At 69.2% G+C, this 23,205-nt stretch carries 20 protein-coding genes, 1 tRNA gene and 1 riboswitch; of the genes, 6 read left to right on the top strand and 15 right to left on the bottom strand.

Translation table 11 applies throughout. The annotated features are described in order from the left end of the window. Positions 1-166: 166 nt before the first annotated feature. From HZI36_RS10995 to pepN, 5 genes are all read right to left on the bottom strand, one after another. On the bottom strand, positions 167-313 hold the full coding sequence (locus HZI36_RS10995; RefSeq protein WP_179402676.1) for a hypothetical protein: 147 nt from the start codon (positions 311-313) through the stop codon (positions 167-169). Between the two features lie 227 nt (positions 314-540). Further along, positions 541-795 (bottom strand): GlsB/YeaQ/YmgE family stress response membrane protein, encoded by a 255-nt coding sequence (locus HZI36_RS10990; RefSeq protein WP_179402675.1) that lies wholly within the window; start codon positions 793-795, stop codon positions 541-543. Positions 796-1,107: 312 nt separating this feature from the next. Next, a tRNA-Thr gene (locus tag HZI36_RS10985) sits at positions 1,108-1,183 on the bottom strand. A 214-nt stretch (positions 1,184-1,397) separates the two neighbouring features. Next, the gene (locus tag HZI36_RS10980) at positions 1,398-2,411 is read right to left on the bottom strand and encodes a class 1 fructose-bisphosphatase (protein WP_179402674.1); all 1,014 of its coding nucleotides are present in this window, start codon (positions 2,409-2,411) and stop codon (positions 1,398-1,400) included. A 74-nt stretch (positions 2,412-2,485) separates the two neighbouring features. Then, entirely contained in the window at positions 2,486-5,197 is a 2,712-nt protein-coding gene (pepN, locus tag HZI36_RS10975; RefSeq protein ID WP_179402673.1) for an aminopeptidase N, read from the bottom strand. A gap of 219 nt (positions 5,198-5,416) precedes the next feature. On the opposite strand from pepN, the gene HZI36_RS10970 reads away from it, so the two are divergent. Further along, complete coding sequence (locus HZI36_RS10970; RefSeq protein ID WP_179402672.1) at positions 5,417-6,130, top strand: DUF4136 domain-containing protein; 714 nt, start codon at positions 5,417-5,419, stop codon at positions 6,128-6,130. A gap of 52 nt (positions 6,131-6,182) precedes the next feature. Here the strand turns inward: HZI36_RS10970 and HZI36_RS10965 are convergent, their stop codons facing one another. From HZI36_RS10965 to HZI36_RS10945, 5 genes are all read right to left on the bottom strand, one after another. Next, positions 6,183-6,758, bottom strand: coding sequence for a TMEM165/GDT1 family protein (locus HZI36_RS10965; RefSeq protein ID WP_179402671.1), 576 nt, complete (start codon positions 6,756-6,758; stop codon positions 6,183-6,185). 60 nt (positions 6,759-6,818) lie between these two features. Then, a riboswitch (yybP-ykoY riboswitch) is annotated at positions 6,819-6,973 on the bottom strand. A 14-nt stretch (positions 6,974-6,987) separates the two neighbouring features. After that, positions 6,988-8,313 (bottom strand): guanine deaminase, encoded by a 1,326-nt coding sequence (gene guaD, locus HZI36_RS10960; protein ID WP_179402670.1) that lies wholly within the window; start codon positions 8,311-8,313, stop codon positions 6,988-6,990. A 67-nt stretch (positions 8,314-8,380) separates the two neighbouring features. After that, positions 8,381-9,406 carry an adenosine deaminase gene (locus HZI36_RS10955; protein ID WP_179402669.1) on the bottom strand — a complete coding sequence of 342 codons (1,026 nt, stop codon included), beginning with the start codon at positions 9,404-9,406 and terminating at the stop codon, positions 8,381-8,383. Between the two features lie 19 nt (positions 9,407-9,425). After that, positions 9,426-10,439: a xanthine dehydrogenase accessory protein XdhC gene (xdhC, locus tag HZI36_RS10950; protein WP_179402668.1), complete on the bottom strand. Its 1,014-nt coding sequence runs from the start codon at positions 10,437-10,439 to the stop codon at positions 9,426-9,428. Between the two features lie 575 nt (positions 10,440-11,014). Further along, positions 11,015-11,530: a disulfide bond formation protein B gene (locus HZI36_RS10945; protein WP_179402667.1), complete on the bottom strand. Its 516-nt coding sequence runs from the start codon at positions 11,528-11,530 to the stop codon at positions 11,015-11,017. Between the two features lie 309 nt (positions 11,531-11,839). On the opposite strand from HZI36_RS10945, the gene HZI36_RS10940 reads away from it, so the two are divergent. Together HZI36_RS10940 and HZI36_RS10935 are read left to right on the top strand one after the other, a co-directional pair. Further along, positions 11,840-12,157: a helix-turn-helix domain-containing protein gene (locus HZI36_RS10940; RefSeq protein WP_246327041.1), complete on the top strand. Its 318-nt coding sequence runs from the start codon at positions 11,840-11,842 to the stop codon at positions 12,155-12,157. After that, the gene (locus HZI36_RS10935) at positions 12,154-13,458 is read left to right on the top strand and encodes a type II toxin-antitoxin system HipA family toxin (protein WP_179402665.1); all 1,305 of its coding nucleotides are present in this window, start codon (positions 12,154-12,156) and stop codon (positions 13,456-13,458) included. Before HZI36_RS10940 ends, HZI36_RS10935 begins: the two co-directional genes overlap by 4 nt. A gap of 104 nt (positions 13,459-13,562) precedes the next feature. Here HZI36_RS10935 and HZI36_RS10930 read toward each other — a convergent pair whose 3' ends face one another. Both HZI36_RS10930 and HZI36_RS10925 read right to left on the bottom strand, forming a co-directional pair. Continuing rightward, positions 13,563-14,939 (bottom strand): amidase, encoded by a 1,377-nt coding sequence (locus HZI36_RS10930; RefSeq protein WP_179402664.1) that lies wholly within the window; start codon positions 14,937-14,939, stop codon positions 13,563-13,565. Positions 14,940-14,964: 25 nt separating this feature from the next. Continuing rightward, complete coding sequence (locus tag HZI36_RS10925) at positions 14,965-15,672, bottom strand: GntR family transcriptional regulator (RefSeq protein ID WP_179402663.1); 708 nt, start codon at positions 15,670-15,672, stop codon at positions 14,965-14,967. A 268-nt stretch (positions 15,673-15,940) separates the two neighbouring features. On the opposite strand from HZI36_RS10925, the gene HZI36_RS10920 reads away from it, so the two are divergent. Together HZI36_RS10920 and HZI36_RS10915 are read left to right on the top strand one after the other, a co-directional pair. Next, positions 15,941-17,164: a gamma-glutamyl-gamma-aminobutyrate hydrolase family protein gene (locus HZI36_RS10920; protein WP_179402662.1), complete on the top strand. Its 1,224-nt coding sequence runs from the start codon at positions 15,941-15,943 to the stop codon at positions 17,162-17,164. A 109-nt stretch (positions 17,165-17,273) separates the two neighbouring features. Next, a complete protein-coding gene (locus HZI36_RS10915) occupies positions 17,274-17,987 on the top strand; it encodes a DUF2968 domain-containing protein (RefSeq protein ID WP_179402661.1) in 714 nt (237 codons plus the stop codon). Positions 17,988-18,069: 82 nt separating this feature from the next. Here the strand turns inward: HZI36_RS10915 and HZI36_RS10910 are convergent, their stop codons facing one another. Together HZI36_RS10910 and HZI36_RS10905 are read right to left on the bottom strand one after the other, a co-directional pair. Next, positions 18,070-18,987, bottom strand: a complete 918-nt coding sequence (locus tag HZI36_RS10910) for a hypothetical protein (protein WP_179402660.1) — start codon at positions 18,985-18,987, stop codon at positions 18,070-18,072. A 262-nt stretch (positions 18,988-19,249) separates the two neighbouring features. Then, positions 19,250-21,085: a tetratricopeptide repeat protein gene (locus HZI36_RS10905; RefSeq protein WP_179402659.1), complete on the bottom strand. Its 1,836-nt coding sequence runs from the start codon at positions 21,083-21,085 to the stop codon at positions 19,250-19,252. 129 nt (positions 21,086-21,214) lie between these two features. On the opposite strand from HZI36_RS10905, the gene HZI36_RS10900 reads away from it, so the two are divergent. Then, positions 21,215-22,900, top strand: coding sequence for an FAD-dependent monooxygenase (locus tag HZI36_RS10900; protein ID WP_179402658.1), 1,686 nt, complete (start codon positions 21,215-21,217; stop codon positions 22,898-22,900). Between the two features lie 19 nt (positions 22,901-22,919). Here the strand turns inward: HZI36_RS10900 and HZI36_RS10895 are convergent, their stop codons facing one another. Further along, the gene (locus tag HZI36_RS10895; RefSeq protein WP_179402657.1) at positions 22,920-23,198 is read right to left on the bottom strand and encodes a formate dehydrogenase subunit delta; all 279 of its coding nucleotides are present in this window, start codon (positions 23,196-23,198) and stop codon (positions 22,920-22,922) included. Positions 23,199-23,205 lie beyond the last annotated feature (7 nt).

The following is a 23,205-nucleotide window of genomic DNA, read 5'->3' as shown; positions in this document are numbered from 1 at the left end:
GACGTCGCGCGGCGAAGGGGCGCGACTGGAGAATCAGCGGACGAGCTGATCCAGCACCGTCGGGCGAGTGCCCTGGCGCGACGAGGCCTGCGCCGAATGCGCAGAAAGAAATCGCACGGATGCGATTAGCGGCACGTGACGATGAACGACAGAGCCGAACGCCCGTTCACTTCGGCGAATACAGCTTGTGCTGTTCGTCGAAGAATGCCCGGACGTGCTCGGGCAACTCGGCGAGAAATTCGACACCGACGGGTTCCGGATCCGGGCTCATCACTTGCTCCGGGGGCGGCATGCGGACCGGTTTTTCATCCATGATCTTTCTCCGAAAAGTGCCTTTGATTATCAGGCGCGTGCTTCTGTTTATGCCAGAAACAGATCGTTAGATTTTGTCTCTGTTGTTTAAACGTTACATGCGCGGGCGGGCGCGGAGCAATACGGATCGTCACTACAACGAACAACCGGCGCGCGGTTGCGAAGCCGCGCGCCGGTAAGGGGAGCAGGTGCGCTCGAGGGCGCGATGAGGAGGGCTGAAGAGGGCCGTCAGGTCGCTCGCTTGAATAGCCGGATCACGAACAGCAGGATCACGGCGCCGATCACCGCGACGATGATCGAGCCGATGAAGCCGCTGCCGATGTGAATGCCGAGCGCGCTTGCGAGCCAGCCGCCGATGAACGCACCAACGATGCCGACGATGATGTCGACGATCAGCCCGAATCCGCCACCCTTGACGAGCGCGCCCGCGAGCCAGCCGGCGATCGCGCCGATGATGAGCCACATAATGAAGCTATGAGTCATGTTGGTCCTCTCCTTGTGTTGAGTCGAAACGACCGGACGCCGGGCGGTGCGCCGACGACCCGGTAGAGCCGTCGTCCCGATCCGGGCGACGCCCACGCAATGTAGCGCGATAGGCGGGTCGAAATCGTTAAGTAATGTTATGCATCGAGGGCCGGATTTTCCAAGGGAATCGTCTGCGGAGTCCGGCGGACGCGGCATGATGTTTCGCGGCCCGCGCGATCGGCGGCGTAAATGGGGGGGGGGGGGGGGGTAAAGGGAGGGGGCGTAAACGAGAAAAGGGGTGACAAGCAAGCTTGTCACCCCTTTGGGTCTTGGTGCCGGAGATAGGAGTCGAACCTACGACCTTCGCATTACGAATGCGCTGCTCTACCAACTGAGCTACACCGGCAGCAGAGAAATGAAATTATAGGGTGGAATCTGGTGCCTTGGCAATAGGTTCGGCGAAATTTTTTCAGCTTTTTTTAGCTGCTTCGCGCCACCCTCCGCGCCACCCTCGATTCGGCGGACCGCCCGATTTCATTCCTACGCGTCGCGGGCCAACAGCCGGCCGCGGCGCGACGCGCGATTGTACGTGCGCCGCGCGCGACCGTCCAGCGCCGCGATCAGTTCGATTCGGTGTGGTAGCGCGTCACGCGCTCGACCTCGTTCTTCGAGCCGAGGATCACCGGCACGCGCTGATGCAGGCCGGTCGGCTGCACGTCCAGGATCCGCTGCGTGCCGGTCGTCGCGGCGCCGCCCGCCTGCTCGACGATGAACGACATCGGGTTCGCCTCGTACATCAGCCGCAGCTTGCCCGGACGGTCCGGCGTGCGCTTGTCGGCCGGGTACATGAAGATGCCGCCGCGGTTCAGGATCCGGTGCACGTCGGCGACCATCGACGCGACCCAGCGCATGTTGAAGTTGTCGCCACGCGGGCCGTCGGTGCCGGCATTCAGCTCGCCGATGTAGCGCTGCACCGGCTCATACCAGTGGCGCGCATTCGACGCGTTGATCGCATATTCGCGCGTGTCCTCGGGGATTCTGAGGTTGGGCTGCGTGAGCACCCACGAGCCGACTTCGCGATCGAGCGTGAAGCAGTTCACGCCGTTGCCGGTGGTCAGCACGAACACGCTCTGCGGGCCGTACACCGCGTAGCCGGCCGCGACCTGCTGTGTGCCGGGCTGCAGGAACGATTCCTCAGTCGCCTGCTTGCCGTCCGGGCAGCGCAGCACCGAGAAGATCGTGCCGATCGACACGTTCACGTCGATGTTCGACGAGCCGTCGAGCGGATCGAACACGAGCAGATACTCGCCGCGCGGATAGTTCGCCGGGATCGGGAAGAACGTCTCCATTTCCTCGGACGCCATCGCGGCGAGGTTGCCGCCCCATTCGTTCGCGTCGAGCAGGATCTCGTTCGACAGGATGTCGAGCTTCTTCTGCACCTCGCCCTGCACGTTCTCGCTGCCGGCGGTGCCGAGCGCCTCGCCGAGCGCGCCCTTCGACACGTTGAAGCTGATCTCCTTGCACGCGCGCGCGACGACTTCGATCAACAGGCGCAGGTCGGCGGGGAGGTTGTGGGTCTCGCGCTGCTGTTCGATCAGGAACTTGGACAGCGTGGTGCGTCTGGCATTGGACATACGAAACTCCAAAAGGCTGGAAAGAGCGGAATCTGTGCAATTTTACCCGGCGCGCCGGCGAGCGGCGCGCCGGTTCACGCGAGCGCCTTCTCGACGATCTCGCGCACGTCGCGCGACGTCGCGCCCGCGGCGACCTTTTCGAGCGCGTCGCGCATCCTGTCGCGCAGCGCGGGCGTGTAGCGGCGCCACAGCTCGAGCGCGCGCGCGAGGCGCGCGGCCACCTGCGGATTGATCGCGTCGAGCGCGAGCACCTGCTCGGCCCAGAACGCGTAGCCGGAGCCGTCCGCCGCGTGGAACTGCGCGGGATTCGCGGAGCAGAAGCTGAAGATCAGCGAGCGCGCGCGGTTCGGGTTCTTCAGGTTGAACGCCGGATGCGCGAGCAGCGCGCGGACCTTCGCGAGCGTCGGATGCGCGTGCGTGCCGCGTTGCGCGGCCTGCATCGCGAACCACTTGTCGATCACGAGCGCCTCCTGCTCGAAGCGGCGGTAGAAGTCGGCGAGCGCGCGCTCGGCCGGCTCGGTCGTGCCCGCGGCGGCCGCCGACAGCAGCGCGCCGAGCGCGGCCGCGCGATCGGTCATGTTGTCCGCCGCGTCGTACTGCGCGTTCGCGAGTCGCACCGCGTCGGCCGGATCGTCGAGCTCCGCGAGATACGCGAGCGCGAGATTCTTCAGCCCGCGCTTGCCGGCGTCGTCCGGCGTCGGCGCGTACGCGCCGGGCGTGCGGTAGCGATCGTACGCGGCGAGCCAGTCGGCGCGCAGCGCGGTCGCGAGTTCACGGCGCACGAACTGGCGCGCGCGATGCACGGCGGCCGGATCGGCGAGCGTCATCTGATCGGCGAGATACGCTTCCGACGGCAGCGTCAGCGCGAGTTCGCGGAACGCCGGCGACAGCCGCTCGTCGGTCAGCACGCGCCGGAACGCGTCGGTGAACGTCGCGTCGAGCGCGAGCGGCTCGTTCGCGGCCGCGCGCGCGGCGAGCGTCAGCAGCGCGCGCGTCGCGAGCCGCTGGCCGGCCTCCCAGCGGTTGAACGGATCGCTGTCGTGCGCGAGCAGGAACGCGAGATCGTCGTCGCGATAGTCGTACTCGACGATCACCGGCGCCGAGAAATTGCGCAGCAGCGACGGCAGCGGCTCGGCCGGCACGTCGACGAACGTGAAGGTCTGCTCGGTTTCGGTCAGCTCGAGCACGCGCGTCGTGCCTGCCGTACCCGCCGCAGCCGCCTCGCCGTCGAGCCGCAGCGGCAGGTCGCGGCCGTCGCGGCCGATCAGGCCGATCGCGAACGGAATCAGCAGCGGCCCCGGCTGACCCTCGTGCGTATTGCGCGTGGCCGGCGATGCGTCGCCGTAGCCCTGCGCGAGCGTGACCGTGTAGCGGCGCGCGGCGGCGTCGTAGCCGGTGCGCACCGTCACGCGCGGCGTGCCGGCCTGGCTGTACCAGCGCTCGAACTGCGCGAGATCGCGGCCGTTCGCGTCGGCCATCGCGTGGCGGAAGTCGTCGCAGGTGACCGCGTGGCCGTCGTGGCGCTGGAAGTACAGGTCCATCCCTTGACGGAAGCCGTCGCGGCCGAACAGCGTCTGATACATCCGCACGACTTCCGCGCCTTTCTCGTAGACGGTCATCGTGTAGAAGTTGTTGATCTCGACGTAGCTCTCCGGGCGCACCGGATGCGCCATCGGGCCCGCGTCCTCCGCGAACTGAAGCTGGCGCAGCACGCGCACGTCCTCGATCCGCTTCACCGCGCGCGCGGCCGACTGCATGTCGTCGCCGGCCGCCATGTCGGCCGAGAACTCCTGATCGCGGAACACCGTCAGGCCTTCCTTCAGGCTCAGCTGGAACCAGTCGCGGCAGGTCACGCGGTTGCCGGTCCAGTTGTGGAAGTATTCGTGGCCGACCACCGACTCGATGTTCGCGAAGTCGACGTCGGTCGCGGTCTCCGGATTCGCGAGCACGTACTTCGTGTTGAAGATGTTGAGGCCCTTGTTCTCCATCGCGCCCATGTTGAAGTCGCCGACCGCGACGATCATGAAGCGGTCGAGATCGAGCGCGAGGCCGAAGCGCTTCTCGTCCCAGCGGATCGAGTGGATCAGCGAATCCATCGCGTGGCGCGTCTTGTCGAGATCCTGCGGCTCGACCCACACCTGCAGCAGCTTCTGCGCGCCGGCGCCGGTCGTGATCGTCTCCTCGAGCGCGACGAGCTTGCCCGCGACGAGCGCGAACAGATAGCTCGGCTTCCTGAACGGGTCTTCCCATTTCGCGAAGTGGCGGCCGTCGGGCAGGTCGCCGGAATCGATCAGGTTGCCGTTCGACAGCAGCACCGGATACGCGGCCTTGTCCGCGCGCAGCGTGACCGTAAACGATGCCATCACGTCGGGCCGGTCGAGGAAGTACGTGATGCGGCGAAAGCCCTCGGCCTCGCACTGCGTGAAGAAGTTGCCGCTCGACACGTAGAGGCCGGACAGCGTCGTGTTCTGCTCGGGCGCGCATGCGCTGTCGAGCGTCAGCTCGAACGCATCGGGCACGTTCTCGACCGTGAGGCCGTGCTCGTGCGCGCGCACCGCCGCGTACGGCGCGCCGTCGAGCCGCGCGGCGACGAATTCGAGCGCTTCGCCCATCAGTTCGAGATGCGGCGCGGGCGCGGCGTCGGGATTGCGGCGCACGCGCATCGTGTTCCTGACGATCGTGCGGGCCGGCGCGAGATCGAATTCGAGCGCGACGGTGTCGATGACGAAGGCCGGCGGCATGTAGTCGGCGCGGCGGATCACGGCGGAGGAGGCGGTGTCGGACATGGCGATTGAAGGCGATGAAGTCGGAATCGGGGCGCACGCGGCGCCGTCTGTCGACGGCGCCCGGCGAACCGGGCCATTGTACAAAGCCTCGCGCGCGCGTGCGGTGCGAACTTTGGCGGGCTGTGCGAGTCCGCGTATCATCGGCATCCCGGCAACGGGCACGGGCACGACGTGTTGACGTTGCTCGCGCGCGGTGCCGGCGGATTGGAGAGGATCATCATGAAACCCGACAGGATTTGGCGCGCGGCGGTGTGGATCGCGGCGCTCGGCGCGACGTTGCTCGCGGGCTGCACGAGCTACGTGACGACGCAGGTCACCGCGTTCTCCGACTGGAGCGGCAGCGACGCGACGCGCACGTACGCGTTCACGCGCAGCGACGCGCAGCGCAACAGCATCGAGCAGGCGACCTACGAGCAGATCGTCGCGAACGAGCTGTCGACGTATGCGTTCCGGCAGGCGCCGCAGGCGAGCGCGCGCTATCTGGTCGCACTCAGATACGGCGTGCGCAGCAATCTCGTGAACGTCGCGCAGCCGGTCTATTTCGACGATCCGTGGTTTCCGGGCCCTTACTGGCGGCGTGGCCCGTGGGGGCCGTTCGGGCCCTGGGGCCCGTGGGGCCCGGTGCCGGCCGGCTACGTGAACCAGACGGTTGAAGTGTTCGACCGGATGTTGTCGATCCGCATCACCGAACGCGCGACCGGCAAGGAGGTCTACAACGTCGCCGCGCGCAACAGCGGCGATGGCTCGTCGCTGCTCGCCGCGATGCCGTTTCTCGCGAAGAGCGCGCTCGCCGACTTCCCGCTCGCGAACGGGGCGGTGCGGACCGTGCAGATTCCGGTCGACAGGAACGGCGCGCCGGGCGCGGTCCCGTCGAACGAACGCGCGGCGCCGGCCGTGCCCGCATCGGCCGTCAAGCCCGCACCCGCGCAGTGACGTGGCTGCGGCGCCCGCTGCGGCGGGCGCCGCTTCGATACGACCCGACGCGTCAGACGCCGACACCCCGGAACAGCGCGAGCGCGCCGAGCACGACGAACAGCACCGCTGCGACGCCGTGCACGATGCGCGTCGGCAGCCGATGCGCGAAGCGGTCGCCGAGCAGGATCGCCGGCACGTTCGCGAGCATCATCCCGGTCGTCGTGCCGGCGACGACGCCGATGTAGTCGTGAAAGCGCGCGGCGAGCGCGACGGTCGCGATCTGCGTCTTGTCGCCCATCTCCGCGAGGAAGAACGCGACGAACGTCGCGCCGAACACGCCGAGCCGCGAGCGGCTCGTGTCCGCTTCGTCGGCGTCGAGCTTGTCGGGCACGAGAATCCAGACTCCCATCGCGATGAACGAGAACGTGAGCGCCCAGCGCATCACGGACGGCGTGACGAGCATGCCGAGCCATTCGCCGAGCGCGCCCGCGCAGCCGTGGTTGACGAGCGTCGCGACGAGCACGCCGGCGATGATCGGCAGCGGCTTGCGATAGCGCGCGGCGAGGACGAGCGAGAGGAGCTGGGTTTTGTCGCCGATTTCCGCGAGAGCGACGGCACCGGTCGAGATCAGGAAGGCTTGGGTCACGAATGGGGTTCCACGGGCCGGTTGACGTGCGAGCGACGATCCACGGCGCGCCGGGCCCTGAAGCGGCGCATCGTGAATCATCGGTCTCGCCAGGCCTTGCTGTGGCTGCGTCCGCCATGACCTTGCGGTCAAGTCTGTTGACGGACGCCTCCGTCACGATGCGCGCCACGCGGCGCCGGCATCGAGCGGAGCGGCTACTCCCCAATGAGGGGCGGATTATAGCATGGCGTTACGCAGCCGCGCTCGCGCCGCGCCGCGCACCGTCGCGCTCGTGCACGCAGCGCCCGGCCGCATACGTGCGGTACACCGCGCGGTCGTCGCCGAGCAGCGCGAGCGCGAACAGCAACTCCTCGAGCGATTCCGCGCGGGCGGTGCGGCGCGCGAGCAGCGGCGTCGCCTGCGGATCGAGCACGATGAAGTCCGCCTCGCTGCGCGGCGCGAGCGTGCCGACCGTATCGGCGAGGTCGAGCGCCTGCGCGGCGCCCGCGGTCGCGAGCCAGAACATCCGCGTCGCGGTCAAATGGTGGCCGGACAGCCGCGCGACCTTGTGCGACTCGTTCATCGTCTGCAGCATCGAGAACGACGTGCCGCCGCCGACGTCCGTCGCGAGCGTGACCGGCACGCCGAATTCGCCGGCCTTGTCGAAATCGAACAGCCCGCTGCCGAGGAAGAAGTTCGACGTCGGGCAGTGCGCGACCACCGTCGAGGTTTCCGCCATCCGGCGCCGGTCCTCGTCGTCGAGGTGGATGCAGTGGCCGTACACCGCGCGCGGGCGCAGCAGCCCGTAGTGATCGTAGATGTCGAGATAGCTGCGGTGGCCCGGGAACAGCTCGGCGACCCATTTCACTTCGTCGACGTTCTCCGCGACATGGCTCTGCACGAATACGTCCGCATGGCGCTTCGCGAGCTCGCCGCACGCTTCGAGCTGCGCGTTCGTCGACGTCGGCGCGAAGCGCGGCGTCAGCGCGTACAGCTGCCGGCCGCGGCCGTGCCAGCGGCCGATCAGCTCGGCGCTGTCGTCGTAGCCGGACTGCGCGGTGTCGCGCAGGAACTCGGGGCAGTTGCGGTCCATCAGCACCTTGCCCGCGATCATCCGCACGTTGCGCGCTTCGCTCGCGCCGAAGAACGCGTCGACCGACGCCTTGTGCACCGTGCAGTAGACGAGCGCGGTCGTCGTCCCGCACGCGAGCAGCTCGTCGACGAAGAAGTCCGCGACCTCGCGCGCGTGCTCGGGGTCGCCGAACCGGCGCTCGGTCGGGAACGTGTACGTGTCGAGCCACGGCAACAGCCCCGGCGCCGGCGACGCGATCATGTCCGTCTGCGGATAGTGGATGTGCGTGTCGATGAAGCCGGGCACGATCAGCTTGTCGCGCATCTCGTGGACGACCGCGTCGGGCGCGAGCGTCGCGGCGAGCGTCGCGTGCGGGCCGGCCGCGACGACCTTGCCGTCGTCGACGATCAAAAGGCCGTCCGTCTCGTACGAAACGGCGGCGTCGGATTGCGCGGGGTCGCCGCTGAAGGTCAGCAGTTGGGCGCGATAGGCGGTTTGCGTCATGATGGGTCGAAAGCGGTGAATCGGGGTGACAGGGATGGGTTAGCGTGCGGGCGGCATCGTCGTGTCCTCACGCGGCGTGCCAGTACGCATCGAGCCGCGCGATCATCGCGTCGCGCTGGGCGGCGCCGACGAACGCGGCCTCGAAGCCGTTGCGGAGGACGGCGTGCACGTCGGCGTCGGACAGGCCGAGCGCGTCCACCGTCGCGAAAAAGTTGTCGTTCACGTAGCCGCCGAAATACGCGGGATCGTCGGAGTTGATCGTCACCGCGGCGCCCGCGTCGAGCAGCCGCTTCAGCGTGTGCTGCTTCAGGTCGTCGAACACGCGCAGCTTCAGGTTCGACAGCGGGCAGACGGTCAGCGGCATCCGCTCGCGCGCGAGCCGCTCGACGAGCGCGGCGTCCTCGATGCTGCGCACGCCGTGGTCGATCCGGTCGACCTTCAGCACGTCGAGCGCTTCATATACATAGGCCGGCGGGCCTTCCTCGCCCGCATGCGCGACGAGCTTCAGCCCCATCGCGCGCGCCTTGTCGAACACGCGTGCGAACTTCGACGGCGGATGGCCGAGCTCGGACGAATCGAGCCCGACGCCGATCAGCCGGTGCGGATAGCGCTTGAAGAGCGGCAGCGCCGCGTCGAACGTCGCGAGCGCGTCGTCCTCGGACAGGTGGCGCAGGAAGCAGAGGATCAGCCGGCTCGACAGCCCGCGGCCCTCGGCGTCGTCGAGCGCGCGTTCGATCCCGTCGACGACGGTCTCGATCGACACGCCGCGCGCGGTGTGCGTCTGCGGATCGAAGAACAGCTCGGTGTGCACGACGTGATCCTCGAGCGCGCGCTCGACGTATGCGGCCGTCATCTCGTAGAAATCCTCTTCGGTCAGCAGCACGCTCGCGCCCGCATAGTAGATGTCGAGGAACGACTGCAGATCGGTGAACGCGTACGCGGCGTGCAGAGCGTCGACCGACGCGTACGGCAGCGTCACGCCGTTGCGCTGCGCGAGCGCGAAGATCAGGCCCGGCTCGAGCGAGCCTTCGATGTGGATGTGCAGCTCGGTCTTCGGCGCACGGGCGATCTTGTCCTTGAAGGTCGTGTTCATGGCGTGTCTTCTTGGTCGGTCAGAAAGAGGGGACGGCGGCGCGCGTGGCGGCCGCGTTCGCTTCGGCGGCCTGCAGCAACTGCGCGGCCACCGAGATCGCGATCACTTCGGGCGCCTTGTCGACGATCCCTTCGACGCCGATCGGGCAGCGCAGCCGCGCGATCTGCGCCGGGTCGACGCCGAGCGCGACGAGGTAGTGTTCGAACTGCGCGCGCTTCGTCTGCGAGCCCATCATCCCGAAGTACGCGTAGTCGCCGCGGCGCAGGATGCGTTCCGCGAGCACGAGGTCGCGCGCGTGGTTGTGCGTGGCCACGATGAAGTAGCCGTGCGGCGGCGCGGCGTCGACCGCGGCTTCCGGCGTGTCGGTCGCGTCGATCGTCAGGTTGTCGATGCCGGCGAGCGCTTCGGGCGATGCGAACGTCGCGTCGGCCGCGTCGATCCAGCGGACGCGGCACGGCAGCGTCGCGAGCACGCGCACGAGCGCGGTGCCGACCGATCCGGCGCCGAACAGCAGCACGTCGAACGCGTGCGGCGCGATCGTCTCGGTCATCCGGAACGTGCCGTGCGGATCCTGCAGCAGCACGCAGCTCGCCTGCGCATGCGCGGCGTCGGGCTCGCCGAGGTCGGGCGCGGCGGGGGCAGTTTCGAAGCCGATGTGCCGGACGGTTGGCGCGCCGGCGGCGACGCGCTTCGCGAGCGACGCGAGCCAGCCGAGATCGCCGACGTCGAGCCGCTCGAACGCGAGCACGACCGCGCCGCCGCAGCACTGGCCGAGGCTGGGCCCGAGCGCGAGGCGTTCCAGCTTGCGCGCGTGCGGCGTGTGTGCGCCGTCCTTCAGCAGATGGCGCGCGATTTCGATCGCCTTCCATTCGAGATGGCCGCCGCCGATCGTGTAACGCGCGCCGTCGCGCGTGACGACCATCTTGGTGCCGGCTTCGCGCGGCGCGGAGCCGTCGACGCGCGCGACGGTGACGAGCACGGCCGCTTCGCCGTGCGCGAGCAGTTGCTGGAGATCGCCGAGCCAGGGTTCCATCAGCGCGCTCCCGGCATGGCGCGCGGCCCGGCGAGCCTGGGCCGGGCGAGCGACGGACAGGGGCAGCCGCGCGGCGCGCGGACGCGATGAGGGTGGGGAATGCGGATGGTGTGCGTTGTCATGTTGAATCCCGTTGACATTGCGGATCAGGCGCGCGTTACGAGAGGAGTCGAGACCGCTTGGCCTCGCGCACGTAGATCGCCATCCAGCAGTCACGATAGCACCGCAAAAACGGCCGGCCTATGCGGCGGCGTTGATGCAGGCTATCAGGAGGCGATCATGTTGACCGTAGGATGCCAGCGTTGCGCCGAAGTTGCTGCATCGGCGTAACGGGCGGCGACGCAGGCCGCGCAAGGCGCGTCGGGGAGGGCGCGCGAGCCGGCGTCCGCTTCGGAGCGGCGGCGGCCGGCTGCGTAGGTGTTTACACGCAACGGGCCGCTTGATGTGACCCGGGCGGCCCGGGCGGCTCGGGTGGTCCGGGTGGTCCGGACCGCCCGCGCGTTCGGGTGACGCGCGGGTGAGTCTCGGATGATCGGCGGGTGAGGTGGGGGCGAGTAGCGGGTGATCGGTGGCGATCAGGCGGCGACGAGCTTCTTCCGGTTGCGCCAGACGCTCGACGCGACCGCGAGCAGGATCGCGACGAACCCGATCAGCGCCCAGCCGGGCAGCAGGATGCCGAGGATCGGCGGATAGACGGTCTCGCAAAGCCCCGCGACCTTGAACATGCCGGGGAACCACTGCGCGGGCGGCAGGCTGTCGACGATCGGCTGCAGCGTGTCGAAGCCGCAACTGAAGCCCGGATTCAGCTGAATCGTCAGATGATGCACGGCGGTGCCGGCACCCGCGGCGGCGGCGATCACGATCAGCGCCTCGAGCAGCAGCACCCCGCGCCAGCGTCCCATCCCGGCCGCGAGGAACGCGAAGATGCCGATCAGCGCGAAGAAGTAGCGCTGGAGAATGCAGAGCGGGCACGGATCCTCGCCCTTCACGTACTGCAGGTAGAGCGCGCCCGCGAGGAGCGCGATGCAGGCGAAGCCCAGCAGCATCAGCAGCCGGCGCTCGCGGCGCAGCGAAAGCGTGAATTCGTTCATCGTCGTCGGTGGGTTCTCGTGTTTCCGTCCGAAAAATGGACCCGGCGATTGTAGCCGAACGCCCGTTTTGCGGCGCTGGCTAGCCGCCGATTCGGCAGTGTTCCTGGAGAATGCGAATTACCGATCATATTTGAGTGGTATGAAATTTTAATAGATCAAATATGAGCGTTTAAGTATCTCTCGAATTGACGGGCAGCGTGCATGGCGAGAAAATGGCGTCACCCATCATGATGCGCTGCGACCGATCAAATGAGTCATGCAAAGTCGAATAACCCGTCAAATTTGGCTGGTAATCGCCCGGAAAAATCGATGCCGACTCCGGTTGCGCGTGCGCTGACAAAGCTCGGTGCCGACATGGCGCTGGCTCGCCGGCGGCGGCGTTTGACGCAGGCATCGATGGCCGAGCGCCTCCGGATCTCGGAAGCCACGGTGCGTCGAATGGAGCGCGGAGACACCGGAATCTCGATTGGAACCATTGCGCAGGCGTTCTTCGTGCTCGGCGAACTGGACAAGATCACCCGGCTGCTCGACACGGCGACCGACGACATCGGCCTGTCCCTGATGAACGAGCAATTACCTCAGCGCGTCCGCAAAAAGCGCGTCAAATCGGACTCGGGTGCGCTATGAGCAAGCCGACGGTGAAACAGACGGTCGGGGTTGCGCTCGGCGACGCAGCGCTGCCGGTCGGCGTGCTCACCTACAGCAAGGACGGCGGGCGCGAATTCACTGCGTTCGCGTATGACGCCGCTTGGCTGGACGCGACGAATCGATTCGAGATTTCGCCGGACCTTGCCCTCGTCGAAGGCCACCAGTTCCGCCGGGCGCCGTCGAAGGACGATTCGATTTTCCCTTTCGCGTTCGCGGACACGGAGCCGGATGGCTGGGGCTGCCGCGTCATTGCGCGCGACCATGCGAAGCGGCGCAAGGCGGCGCAGGCGGCGGGCAACGCCGCTCCCCGAGCGGCACTGACCGAGATGGATTATTTGCTCGGCGTGGATGACCGGAGTCGTATCGGCGCGCTGCGGCTGGTCGACGAGTCGGGCGACTTTCTGCGTACGATCGAGGATGGCGGTCGCGGTACACCACCGCTGCTCGAGCTGGCGCAGCTCATCGGCGCGTCGCGCGCGGTGGAGATGAACCAGGAAACGGAGGCCGACCTCAAGTACCTGCGCGGGCGCGGCACCTCGCTCGGCGGCATGCGGCCCAAGTGCACGATACTCGACGACGACGGCCAACTGGCCATCGGAAAATTTCCGAGCATCAAGGACGACCGCTGCGTCACGCGTGGCGAGGTGCTGGCCCTTCACGTGGCCGAGGCCGCGGGCATTACCGTCGCGCGATCCCGGGTCGTCATGTCGGATGACGTCCCGATCGCGCTCGTGCGCCGGTTCGACCGGGTCGCCGTCGGCGGGCGCATTCCCTATCTGTCCGCTGGCTCGATGCTGCAGGCATCGCGCGCGGTCGACCACGCGTACACGCAGATTGCCGACGTCATCACGACGCGCTGCGCGGATCCGGCGCGCGACCTCGAGGAGCTGTGGCGGCGGCTGGCGTTCAACCTGCTCATCACGAACGTGGACGACCACGTGCAGAATCATGGATTCCTGCATGTCGAGCACGGTCAGTGGCGGCTCGCGCCGGCTTTCGACATCAATCCGTTCCCGGACAAGGTACAAGAGCTGAAACTGTGGCTCACCGAGGATTCGGGCCCGGTCGACTCCATTGCGGACGTGATGCGCGTGGCTCCGTACTTCTGGATGTCCGAGGGCGACGCAAAACGCGTGCTCGCCGATGTGTGTGCGGCGGTCCAGCGCTGGAGGGGAATCGCGAAGTCGGCGCCGGTCGGCATGAGCGACGACGACATCGACGCGTTTACCCCCGCGTTCGAAAACGAGCAGATCGCCGTCGCGAAGACCCTGCTCGGATAAGCCGCCCGGCGCAGCCCGTCGTCCCGCGCAAGGAGCCGACGCGCCGTCGCCCGTCCTCTCGCGGGCCAGGTCGCCCGCGCAGGCGGGCCCGAGCGAGCTTTGCCTCAGCGAATCGTGTTCAGCACCGCCTCGACCGCCTGGCCGATCGCGAGCAGTGCATCGTCGCGATGTGGCGCGGCCGCGAGCATCAGGCCGACCGGCGCCGCGTCGCGCGGATGGCACGGCAGCGACAGCGCGCACGCGTCGAGGAAGTTGAACGCGCTCGGGTTGCGCAGGATCAGTGCGTTCGTGCGCGCGAACGCGTCGTCGTCGGTCTCGAGCTCCGCGATCCGCGGCGGCACGACCGGCACCGTCGGCGCGACGAGCGCGTCGAAGCGCGGCCAGACCGTGTGCGCGACGTCGTCGAGGAGCGCGTCGCGCGCGGCGAGCAGATCCAGATAATCGGCCGCGGTCGCAGGCTCGCCCTTCAGGATCCGCGACAGCACGCGCGGATCGTACCGGTCGCGATGCTTCGCGAGCAGCGGCCGGTGCCACGCGTACGCCTCGATCGGCGAGAAGCCGAAGCGGTTGATCTCCGGCAGCCGGTCCAGTGCGCCGACGCGCACTTCGCGCACGATCGCGCCGGCCGCCTCCAGATGCTTGAGCGCCGCATCGAGCGTCGTCGCCACCTCGGCCGCGACGCCGTCCGTCACGTAGTTGGTCAGCACGCCGAGCCGCACGCCTTCCAGCGGACGCGCGGCCGGCACATTCGGCTCGAGGCCCGCGAGCATCCGGTCGACGAGCGCGCAGCACGCGACGCTCACGCCGATCGGGCCGAACGAGTCGAGCGTCGTCGACAGCGGCACGCCGCCTTGCTTCGGAATCCGGCTCGCGGTCGGCTTGAAGCCGGTGAGCCCGCAGAGCGCGGCGGGAATCCGGATCGAGCCGCCGGTGTCGGTGCCGAGCGCGACGGCCGCCATCCCGTCGGCGACGGACGCAGCCGCGCCCGACGACGAACCGCCCGCGATTCGCGCGTCGCCCGGCACGTCGCGGCGATACGGCGAGCGCGGCGTGCCGAAGTGCGGGTTCAGGCCGAGGCCCGAGAACGCGAACTCGCTCATGTTCGTGCGGCCGACGAGCACCGCGCCCGCGCGCCGCAGCCGCGCGACCGCGATCGCGTCGGCGGCGGCGGGCGGCGCGTTGTCGAGCACGCGCGAGCCGGCGCGCGTCACCTGGCCTTCGACGTCGAACAGATCCTTCACGGACACCGGAATGCCCGCGAGCGGTGACAGCACGGTGCCGGCCGCGCGCAGGCGGTCGTGCGCGTCGGCGGCCGCGCGCGCGTTGTCGGCGTCGACTTCGGTGAAGACGATCGCGCCCTGGCCGGCCGGATCGGCGATCCGGTCGAGGGCGGCGTCGACGAGCGCGCGGCTCGTCGTCCTGCCGGCGGCGAGGTCGGCGGCGAGCTGGGCGAGCGGGGGGAACGGCGTGAAAGTGGTCATGGTCGGCTCGATTGCAGGTGCGTGATCAGGTGCGTGGATGGCGAAAAAGGGTGGCGCGGAACGATTCGATGTGGCGCTCGACGGCCGCGCGCGCGCCCGCCGCGTCGCGCGCGGCGAGGCGCTCGAACAGCGCGAGATGCTCGCGCTGCACGTCGGCGAGATGGTGCGGCTCGGACAGCGCGACGAACCAGAAGCGCAGCGAGCGCTCGTGCAGCCCGCGCAGCAACTCGGCGAGCACGGCATTGCGCGCGGCCGCGGCGATCGCCTGGTGGAACGCGCGGTCGAGATCCATCATCCCCTCGACGTCGCACGCGGCGACGCACGCGTCGCCGGCGTCGAGCAGCGCGCGCATCCGGGCGAGATCGTCGGCGCTCGCGTGGCGCGCGGCGAGTTCCGCGCAGTACGCCTCGTTCACGCGCCGCACGTCGGCGATCGCGAGGATGTCGTCGAGCGACAGCGGCCGCACCATCAGGCCCTTGCGCGGCATCACCGACAGCTGGCCCTCGAGCACGAGCCGGTGCACGGCCTGGTGCACCGGCGTGCGGCCGATGCCGGTGCGGGCGACGAGGTCGGCCTCGTTCAGCGCGGCGCCCGGCTTCAGGCGCAGCGTGATGATGTCGCGCTGGATCAGCGCGTACGCGCGCTCGGCGAGGCTCGCCGCGGATTCGGCGGACCGGCCAGGCAGGTCGGGCCGATTCGGTGACAGGGCGGCGGTGTCGGTTGGCTGCGTCATCGGTTCGACGGGGCGGACGGCGGAAAAAGCGGCATGCGGAGAACGTCGATCGACAAGGGAATGGGCATGGATATTACGGTGATATATCACTGGAGTCCAGCGCGCCCGCGCGACACGGGTGGATGCGACCCTCGGACAATCGGTCTGCCGATTGCAACAATGTTGTCAAAAGGTTGCGGAAAGGCTGTGGGTGTCCCCGTCGATCCGGCACTGAAGCATAATGGCCCTCATCCATTCACTCGCGTGAACTGCGCGCCAGACCATCGTCATGAGCGATACCACGCCTTCCTCCGCCGGCCAGTCCGGTTCGTCCCTTTCTTCGTCCAACGCCATCCGCGTCCAGTCGCCGGTGGACGCCGCGCCCGGCGTCCATGCGAGCGCGTTCGCGGCGCAGATCGGGGCCGCGCATTCTGTTGGCGACGCGGGTTCGCCGCCCGTCGACGCCGCCGCCGAGCCCGGTGCGTCGGGCACCGCGCCGGCCGCCGCCGCCGCGCTGGCCGATACACCGGCCGAGGCGCCGCGCAAGGCGGGCTCGCCGCCGCCCGGTTTCGGCGCGCAGCCCGATTTCGAGTCGTCGCGGCCGCCGCCCTCGGGCGCGCAGTCGCCGCAGCCGCCCGCGTATCTGCGGCAAAGCGACACGCCGTGGTCGGTGCTCGGCCGGATCATCACGGCGCGCGCGCGCCGGCTGTTCGACCGCGCGGGCCAGCGGATCACGCAGCGCACGCTGCGCATCGGCGTGTCCGCGCGCATTTTCCATCCGGAGCCCGGCGCGCCGGGGCTGCGCGGCAAGACGCTGCAGTATCTCGAGGAGTCGATCGCGCACTGGGTGATGTCACGCAACGTGCTCGTGTTCATGATTCCGACCGTCGGTCATCAGGGGATGCTGCATCCGAGCAACATCCGGTTGCGCGACTACGCGAAGAGTCTCGACGGGCTGCTGCTGCAGGGCGGCGCGGACGTGTCGCCGCAGACCTACGCGGCGTCGGACGCGCGCGCCGAATGGCCGGGTGATCGCGTGCGCGACATGTACGAGCTCGAGCTGCTGCACGAATTCATCGAGTCGGGCAAGCCGGTGCTCGGCGTGTGCCGCGGCTGCCAGTTGATCAACGTTGCGTTCGGCGGCTCGCTGTATCAGGACATCGCGACCGACGTGCCGACCGCGCACGCGCACGTGAGCGAGCATTACGACCAGCATCGCCACGCGATCCGCTTCCCCGACGGCTCGACGCTCACGAACATGTTCCCGGGGCGCAGCGAGGCGATCGTCAACTCGATTCACCATCAGGCGATCCGTGATCTCGGCCGCGATCTGAATGTCGAGGCGGTGTCGGCCGGCGACGGCATCATCGAGGGGATCCGCTACCGGCGCGCGCCGTTCGTCGTCGGCGTGCAGTGGCACCCGGAATTCCACCGCGCCGGCGGCCCGGAATTGCTCGACTGCACGCCGCTGCTCGATACGTTCCTGCGCGCCGCGCGTGAGACACGTCTGTAAGACGATTAAGCTTTGTCTGAAAATGCCGTGTCCCGACTGAAATCGGGATGCGGCGCTGGCGTTTTCGACGATAATCGCGAGCTACCGATTTGATCGCCGGAGTCAGAAGTTGGTCTTCCGAAATCTCCTTCCTGCTCGTCGCGCAACGTGGGTTGCCGCGTTCGTGGTGTGCGCGTATGCCGCCGCCGCATGGTCGGCCGACGGTGCCGCACCCGCTGCCGCATCCGGCGGCGCTTCGGCGGCCGCGGTGGCGCCGGTGGCCGGCAGCCGCCCCGCGGTGACGACGCTCGATGGCGACGCCGCGTCGGCGGACGCGCGAGGCAACGTCGCCGAGCTGACGCAGATGCTTCACGACGGCAAGGTCGTCGAGTTGCGGACGACGTACAACGGCAGCTACGGCGCGAGCATGATGTTCGATCCGCAGGAGATGACGTACTACGTGTCGCTGTTCCAGGACAAGCATTTGTGGCGCGTGATCAAGTCGCAGGACAAGCGCCGCGCGGAGATGGTCTACGCGAATTTCGTGCAGCAGACGGTGACGCTGTCCGACGTCGAAATCCGCCGCACCGAGCTGCAGGCGCAGAAGGCGTTTCTCGAGCGGGTGATCGCGCTGTCGGAGAATCATGCGCAGCGGCTGCAGGCCGATCTGAACGTCGCACGCACGCAGCAGGCCGCGGTCGCGCAGCGGCAGAAGGTCGAGCAGGACCAGACGCGCGCGTTGCAGATCGAGCAGCGTGCGGGGCAAGCGCAGCTGCGCGACCTGCAGCAGCAGGTGCGGCAGCTTCAGCGGCAGACGGAAACGGGATTGCCGACGCAGCAATAGGCGCGGATCGACGCGAGATGATGAGAACAAGAAAGCCCGGCGAAGCGATTCGCCGGGCTTTCTTGTTGGTGCGTTCGGCCGGTTATTGCGCGAATGCGTCCGGCGTGTCGGTCAGGCGGCTGTGGGACAACCGGGCCGTCCAGTCGATGCCGGCGAGCGGCCGCGTGGGCGCGACGGACGCGGGCTGCCTGGCGCGCAGTGTGTTGGCGAGCGCGATCAGCGCGGACGGATCGTCGGAAGCGTTGCCGGCCACCGGCGCCGCGGCGCGCTGCTGCGGACGCGACGCGGCTGGTGCGGCCGGTACAGCGACCGGCGGCGTGGCTGCGGTCGTGCGTCGTGCGTAGGAGGGTATCGCCGGATGTGCCGATTCTTCCTGACGGGGCGACGCCTGACGGGGCGCAGCCGCGAGCGCTTGCGGTTCGGCTGCCGGCCGGACCGCTTGGCCAGGCTGTTGCGCGTGGGCGGTGGTGGCCGGCGGAGTTTGAGTCACGGCGGCGGCGGGCGCGGTCGCGACGTGAACCGGCGTGTTTTCAGTCAGTTCGGCGATCGACGAAGTCGCCGCGCGCCAGGCGGCGAAGATGCCCGATCCGGCGGATTGAACCGACGCGCCGAACGGCGTCGGCGTGTGCGCGGCGACGAGCCAGCCGATGATCGCGACCGCGCCGAACGTCCAGCATGCGGCGAGCGCGCCGCGCGACGGCTGGCGCGCGGGCCGGACGGCCGGGCGGCGCAGCGCGATCCGGCGCGCGATGCCGGGCGATGGCTTCGCGGCAGGCGACACGGCGTCGCTCGGCTCGAGCAGTGGCTTCCAGCCGCACGCGCGATGCGGCGCAGTGATGTCGATACACGACGTGATCAGCTTAGCGACACCGCTCTTGCGGGGCCGCGCGCCGACCGCGCCGCGAAACGTCCATTCACGGCCGAACGGAATGCCGCTGAGCGGCGTAATCCCGGGCTGGGCGAGTTCACCCTCGACGGGAACGAATGACGATCGGTTCATCGGGCAGAGAAGTCACGCAGCGCTGGGCGTTGCCAGATGCGGGACGGAGATTATGGTGAATTTCGAAATTATTACAAATTCCATACACTCGGTCGATCAGATAAGTCTGATTTTTTGATGTGAGTCAATTCTGGGTGTTGCGTGAACGGTGGTGGATGTGCTGGCTATCGCGGCGATAGGTACCCATAGACAGCGATAGTAGCGACAGGCACCGACAGGCACCGACAGGCACCGACCGGCAGCGCTGCGACGCATCGCTCGCTCACGCGGCGCGCAGTGCGTCGGCGATTGTCCGCACGACGTCGTCCCACCGCCCGACGGCAGACTGCCGCACGAGCCGCGCGCCCGGATACCACGGGCAGTCGTCGCCGGTGAACCAGCGCCAGTCGGCCGCGAACGGCAGCATCAGCCACAGCGGCTTGCCGAGCGCGCCCGCGAGGTGCGCGACCGCGGTGTCGATCGCGACGACGCCGTCGAGCCGTTCGATCAGCGCCGCCGTCTCGGCGAAATCCGTGAGGCGCCCGTCGACGCGGTGGATGCGCGGATGCGCGTCGAGTTGCGCGCGTTCTTCGCCGGCGACGTCGGGCTGCAGCACGATCCAGTCGACGTCCGGCAGCGCGAACAGCGGATCGAGCGTGGCGAGCGGCATCGATCGGTTGTCGCGCGCTTGCTGCCGGCCGGTCCACACGATGCCGAACTTGCGCTTCGCGTGCCCGCCGAGCGAGCCGCGAAAGCGCCGGCGCGCGGCATCGGGGGCGCTCAGGTAGCGGCCGTTGCCGGCGATCATGTCAGCGTGCAGTCCGAGCGCGAACGGCAGGCTCATCAGCGTGCACGCGACGTCCGCGGGCGGCATCGCCACGCCCCGCGCGACGAGCGTGACGTGCCATTGCGCGGCGGCCGGCGCGAGCAGCGGCACGAGCTCGGGCTGTACCTCGAGCACGACGCGCGCGCAGCGCTCACGCGCGAGCGGCACGAAGCGAACGAACTGCAGCGTGTCGCCGAAACCCTGCTCCGCGCGGATCAGCAGCGTGCGCGACGCGATCGGCTCGCCCTGCCAGCGCGGCAGCGGGCCGAGCGCCGGCGCGCCGGGCGTCGCGTGGCGCGCCTCGTACGCGGGCAGGCCGCGCGCGAAGTCGCGCAGCGTCAGCAGCGTGACCGCGCGATGCAGTTGCGCGAGCGTCAGGTCGGGCGCCGCGCGCAGCGCCTGATCGAACGCGCGCAGCGCCATTTCGTGTGCGCCGAGCGCGTGATGCGCGGTGCCGAGATTCAGCCACGCGAGCGTGAACGCCGGGTCGAGGCCGACCGTGCGCTCGTAGTACGGCAGCGCGTCGCGATGCCGGTCCTGCGCGGCGAGCGCGTTCGCGAGCCCGAACAGCGCGAGCGGGAACGCCGGATGCAGCGCAAGCGCGGCCTCGAACGCGGCGGTGGCTTCCCGGTGGCGGCCGACCGCGTCGAGCGTGTTGCCGAGATTGAAATGCGCGGCGACGAAGCGCGGCTCGGCGGCGATCGCCGCGCGGAAATGCGCGATGGCCTCGTCGGTGCGGCCGATCGCGGAAAGCGCCATCGCGAGGTTGTTGTGCGCGCCCGCGTGGCCGGGCCGCAACTCGAGCGCGCGGCGGAACGCGGCGAGCGCGTCGTCGTGGCGGCCGAGCGCGTTCAGCGCGTTGCCGAGGTTGTTGTGGATCGACGCGTCGCCGGGCGTGAGCCGCAGCGCGCGCTCGAACGCCGCGACCGCATCCGCATGGCGCTCCTGCACTGCGTACGCGTTGCCGAGGTTGTAGTGCGCGAGCGGAAATTCGGGCGCGAGCGTCAGCGCGTCGCGAAACCGGTCGATCGCCTCGTCGAGCCGGCCGAGCGCCTTCAGCGCGTTGCCGAGATTCAGCCGGAACGCGGGGTCGTCGGGGCGCAGCGCGACCGCGCGGCCGACGAGGTCGGCCGCCTCGGCATGCCGACCCTGCTGATGCCGCAGCACGCCGAACAGATGAAGCGCGTCGGCGTCGGCGGGGTTGGCGTCGAGCGCCGCGCGATAGCCGTGCTCGGCGTCGCCGAGGCGGCCTGCGCGGTGCGCGGCGTATGCCTGGTCGAAAGCGGAATCCATGACGCGAAAGCGAACTCGAAACGCGTATTTTCCCATACCCGGCGATCGTTTCCGGATTGACCGTTCGGCATATGGCCCCGTCAGTCCGAGCGGCGTAGACTTGCAAGGTCGTCTGTCATCGAGGGGCTCATGGCCGATGCACTGCCCGATATGCCCGATGTCCCGCCCGTGCTGATCGTCGGGGCGGGGCCGACCGGTCTCGCGGCCGCGATGAGTCTCGCGCGTTCGCGCGTGCCGGTGCGCATCGTCGACAAGGCCGAGCGGCCCGCGCCGCATTCGCGCGCGATCGGCATTCAGGCGCGCACGCTCGAATTGCTCGAGCAGCATCGCGTCGTCGAGCCGTTCCTCGCGCACGGGCATCGCGCGCATGCGGCGAGCCTGCACGCGGAAGGCCGCGTGATCGCGCGGCTCGACTTCGATCCGCTGCAGACGCGCTATCCGTATCTGCTGTTCGTCGATCAGTGCGTGACCGAGCGGCTGCTCGCCGAGCATCTCGCGACGCTCGGCGTGACGGTCGAGCGCGGCCGCACGCTCGTCGCGTGCCGTGCGGGTGAGGTGGGCGGCGCGGGCGGCGGCACGCTCGCCGTGACGATCCGCGACGCGCACGGCAACGACGAGCACATCGCGCCGTCGTACCTGATCGCCGCCGACGGCGCGCACAGCACGGTCCGGCATGCGCTCGGCGTCGGCTTCGCGGGGCGGCCGCTCGAGCAGACGTTCCTGCTCGCCGATCTCGCGGCGATGCCCGACTGGCCCGACGACGAGATTCATCTGTTCACGACGGCCGACGGTATCGCGGGCTTGTTTCCGATGGGCGGCGGCCGTTACCGGCTCGTCGCGGATCGCCCGCCCGAGAACGGCGTGCTGCCCGGCGAACACGGCCCGTCGCTCGAGCAGTGCAACGCGATCGTGCGCGCCCGCGCCGGCGCGGGCATCGCGCTCAGCGATCTCACGTGGTCGTCGTATTTCCATCTGCACAGCCGGATGGTCGAGCGGCTACGGCAAGGGCGCGTGTTCTTCGCGGGCGATGCCGCGCACGTGCACAGTCCGGCGGGCGCGCAGGGGATGAACACCGGGATTCAGGAAGCGTTCAATCTCGGCTGGAAGCTCGCGCGCGTGCTCGGCGCGCGCGCACCCGAACGGCTGCTCGACACGTATCACGCCGAGCGCCATCCGATCGAGCGCGACGTGCTGCGGCAGACGAGCTTTCTCACGCAGGTCGTCGAAGCCGATCACGGGCCGCTGAAGCTGCTGCGCGATCACGTCGTGCCGCTGCTCGCGTCGCTCGGGCCGATGCGTGACGCGGTGCGGCGCACCGTCAGCGAGCTCTCGATCCAGTACCGCCGCAGCCCGCTCACGCTCGAGCGCGTGCTCGACGGCGGCCCGCGCGCGGGCGAGCGGGCGCCCGACGCGCTCGTGCACGTGGTCGACGGGCCGCTCGGGCAGGCGCCCGGCACCGCGCGGATTTTCGATATCCACGAGCCCGCGAGCTTCACGCTGCTGCTGCTCGAAGCGCCGCCGGCGGGCGGCGAGGGCGCGCCCACCCAGTCCGCCAGGCCCGCCGCGGCCGACGGGCTCGCGCTCGCGCAGTCGCTCGAGCGCATCCTGCCGGGCGCGGTGCGCATCTGGCGCGTGGCCGATACGGAAGGGGGCGGCGCGCCGGGCCTCGCGGAAAGCTACGGCCGCTCGCGTCCGTCGTTCTATCTGCTGCGGCCCGACGGCTACATCGCCGCGCGCGGCCGGCCCGGGTCCGACGCGAGCGCGCTGCTGCGCCACTGCGAAGGCTGGTTCTCCGGGCTGCAGCCGCCCGCGTAAGCGACGCTCAGGCTGGCGCTCAGGCCGGCGTGCTCGCGGCGGGCGTCAGCGTGTCGCGATACGCGGCGATCGCTTCGCGCACGATCGGGTCCATCCGCTTCGCCGTGTCGCCGGCCGTGTCGCCGGCCGCGTCGCCGGCCGGATCGTCGAACGCCGCGAGCAGCGTGCGGCGCATCCGCGGCTCCCAGAAGCGGCGGATATGGTCGGCGACGCCGGCAACGGCCTCGTCGCGGTCGGGCATCGACGCGAAGAACGCGCCGATCTGGTTGGCCATGCCGATCAGGTGTTCGCTGTTCATCGTGGCC

The sequence above is a fragment of the Burkholderia guangdongensis genome (assembly GCF_013403875.1).
Classification (GTDB): Bacteria; Pseudomonadota; Gammaproteobacteria; order Burkholderiales; family Burkholderiaceae; genus Burkholderia; species Burkholderia guangdongensis.
This window is presented reverse-complemented; position numbering and strand designations above follow the sequence as displayed.

Coding starts and splice junctions, on each gene's coding strand:
- HZI36_RS10995 (WP_179402676.1), bottom strand. CDS start 313: ATGGATGAAAAACCGGTCCGCATGCCGCCCCCGGAGCAAGTGATGAGC.
- HZI36_RS10990 (WP_179402675.1), bottom strand. CDS start 795: ATGACTCATAGCTTCATTATGTGGCTCATCATCGGCGCGATCGCCGGC.
- HZI36_RS10980 (WP_179402674.1), bottom strand. CDS start 2,411: ATGTCCAATGCCAGACGCACCACGCTGTCCAAGTTCCTGATCGAACAG.
- pepN (WP_179402673.1), bottom strand. CDS start 5,197: ATGTCCGACACCGCCTCCTCCGCCGTGATCCGCCGCGCCGACTACATG.
- HZI36_RS10970 (WP_179402672.1), top strand. CDS start 5,417: ATGAAACCCGACAGGATTTGGCGCGCGGCGGTGTGGATCGCGGCGCTC.
- guaD (WP_179402670.1), bottom strand. CDS start 8,313: ATGACGCAAACCGCCTATCGCGCCCAACTGCTGACCTTCAGCGGCGAC.
- HZI36_RS10955 (WP_179402669.1), bottom strand. CDS start 9,406: ATGAACACGACCTTCAAGGACAAGATCGCCCGTGCGCCGAAGACCGAG.
- xdhC (WP_179402668.1), bottom strand. CDS start 10,439: ATGGAACCCTGGCTCGGCGATCTCCAGCAACTGCTCGCGCACGGCGAA.
- HZI36_RS10945 (WP_179402667.1), bottom strand. CDS start 11,530: ATGAACGAATTCACGCTTTCGCTGCGCCGCGAGCGCCGGCTGCTGATG.
- HZI36_RS10940 (WP_246327041.1), top strand. CDS start 11,840: ATGCCGACTCCGGTTGCGCGTGCGCTGACAAAGCTCGGTGCCGACATG.
- HZI36_RS10935 (WP_179402665.1), top strand. CDS start 12,154: ATGAGCAAGCCGACGGTGAAACAGACGGTCGGGGTTGCGCTCGGCGAC.
- HZI36_RS10930 (WP_179402664.1), bottom strand. CDS start 14,939: ATGACCACTTTCACGCCGTTCCCCCCGCTCGCCCAGCTCGCCGCCGAC.
- HZI36_RS10925 (WP_179402663.1), bottom strand. CDS start 15,672: ATGACGCAGCCAACCGACACCGCCGCCCTGTCACCGAATCGGCCCGAC.
- HZI36_RS10920 (WP_179402662.1), top strand. CDS start 15,941: ATGAGCGATACCACGCCTTCCTCCGCCGGCCAGTCCGGTTCGTCCCTT.
- HZI36_RS10910 (WP_179402660.1), bottom strand. CDS start 18,987: ATGAACCGATCGTCATTCGTTCCCGTCGAGGGTGAACTCGCCCAGCCC.
- HZI36_RS10905 (WP_179402659.1), bottom strand. CDS start 21,085: ATGGATTCCGCTTTCGACCAGGCATACGCCGCGCACCGCGCAGGCCGC.
- HZI36_RS10900 (WP_179402658.1), top strand. CDS start 21,215: ATGGCCGATGCACTGCCCGATATGCCCGATGTCCCGCCCGTGCTGATC.
- HZI36_RS10895 (WP_179402657.1), bottom strand. CDS start 23,198: ATGAACAGCGAACACCTGATCGGCATGGCCAACCAGATCGGCGCGTTC.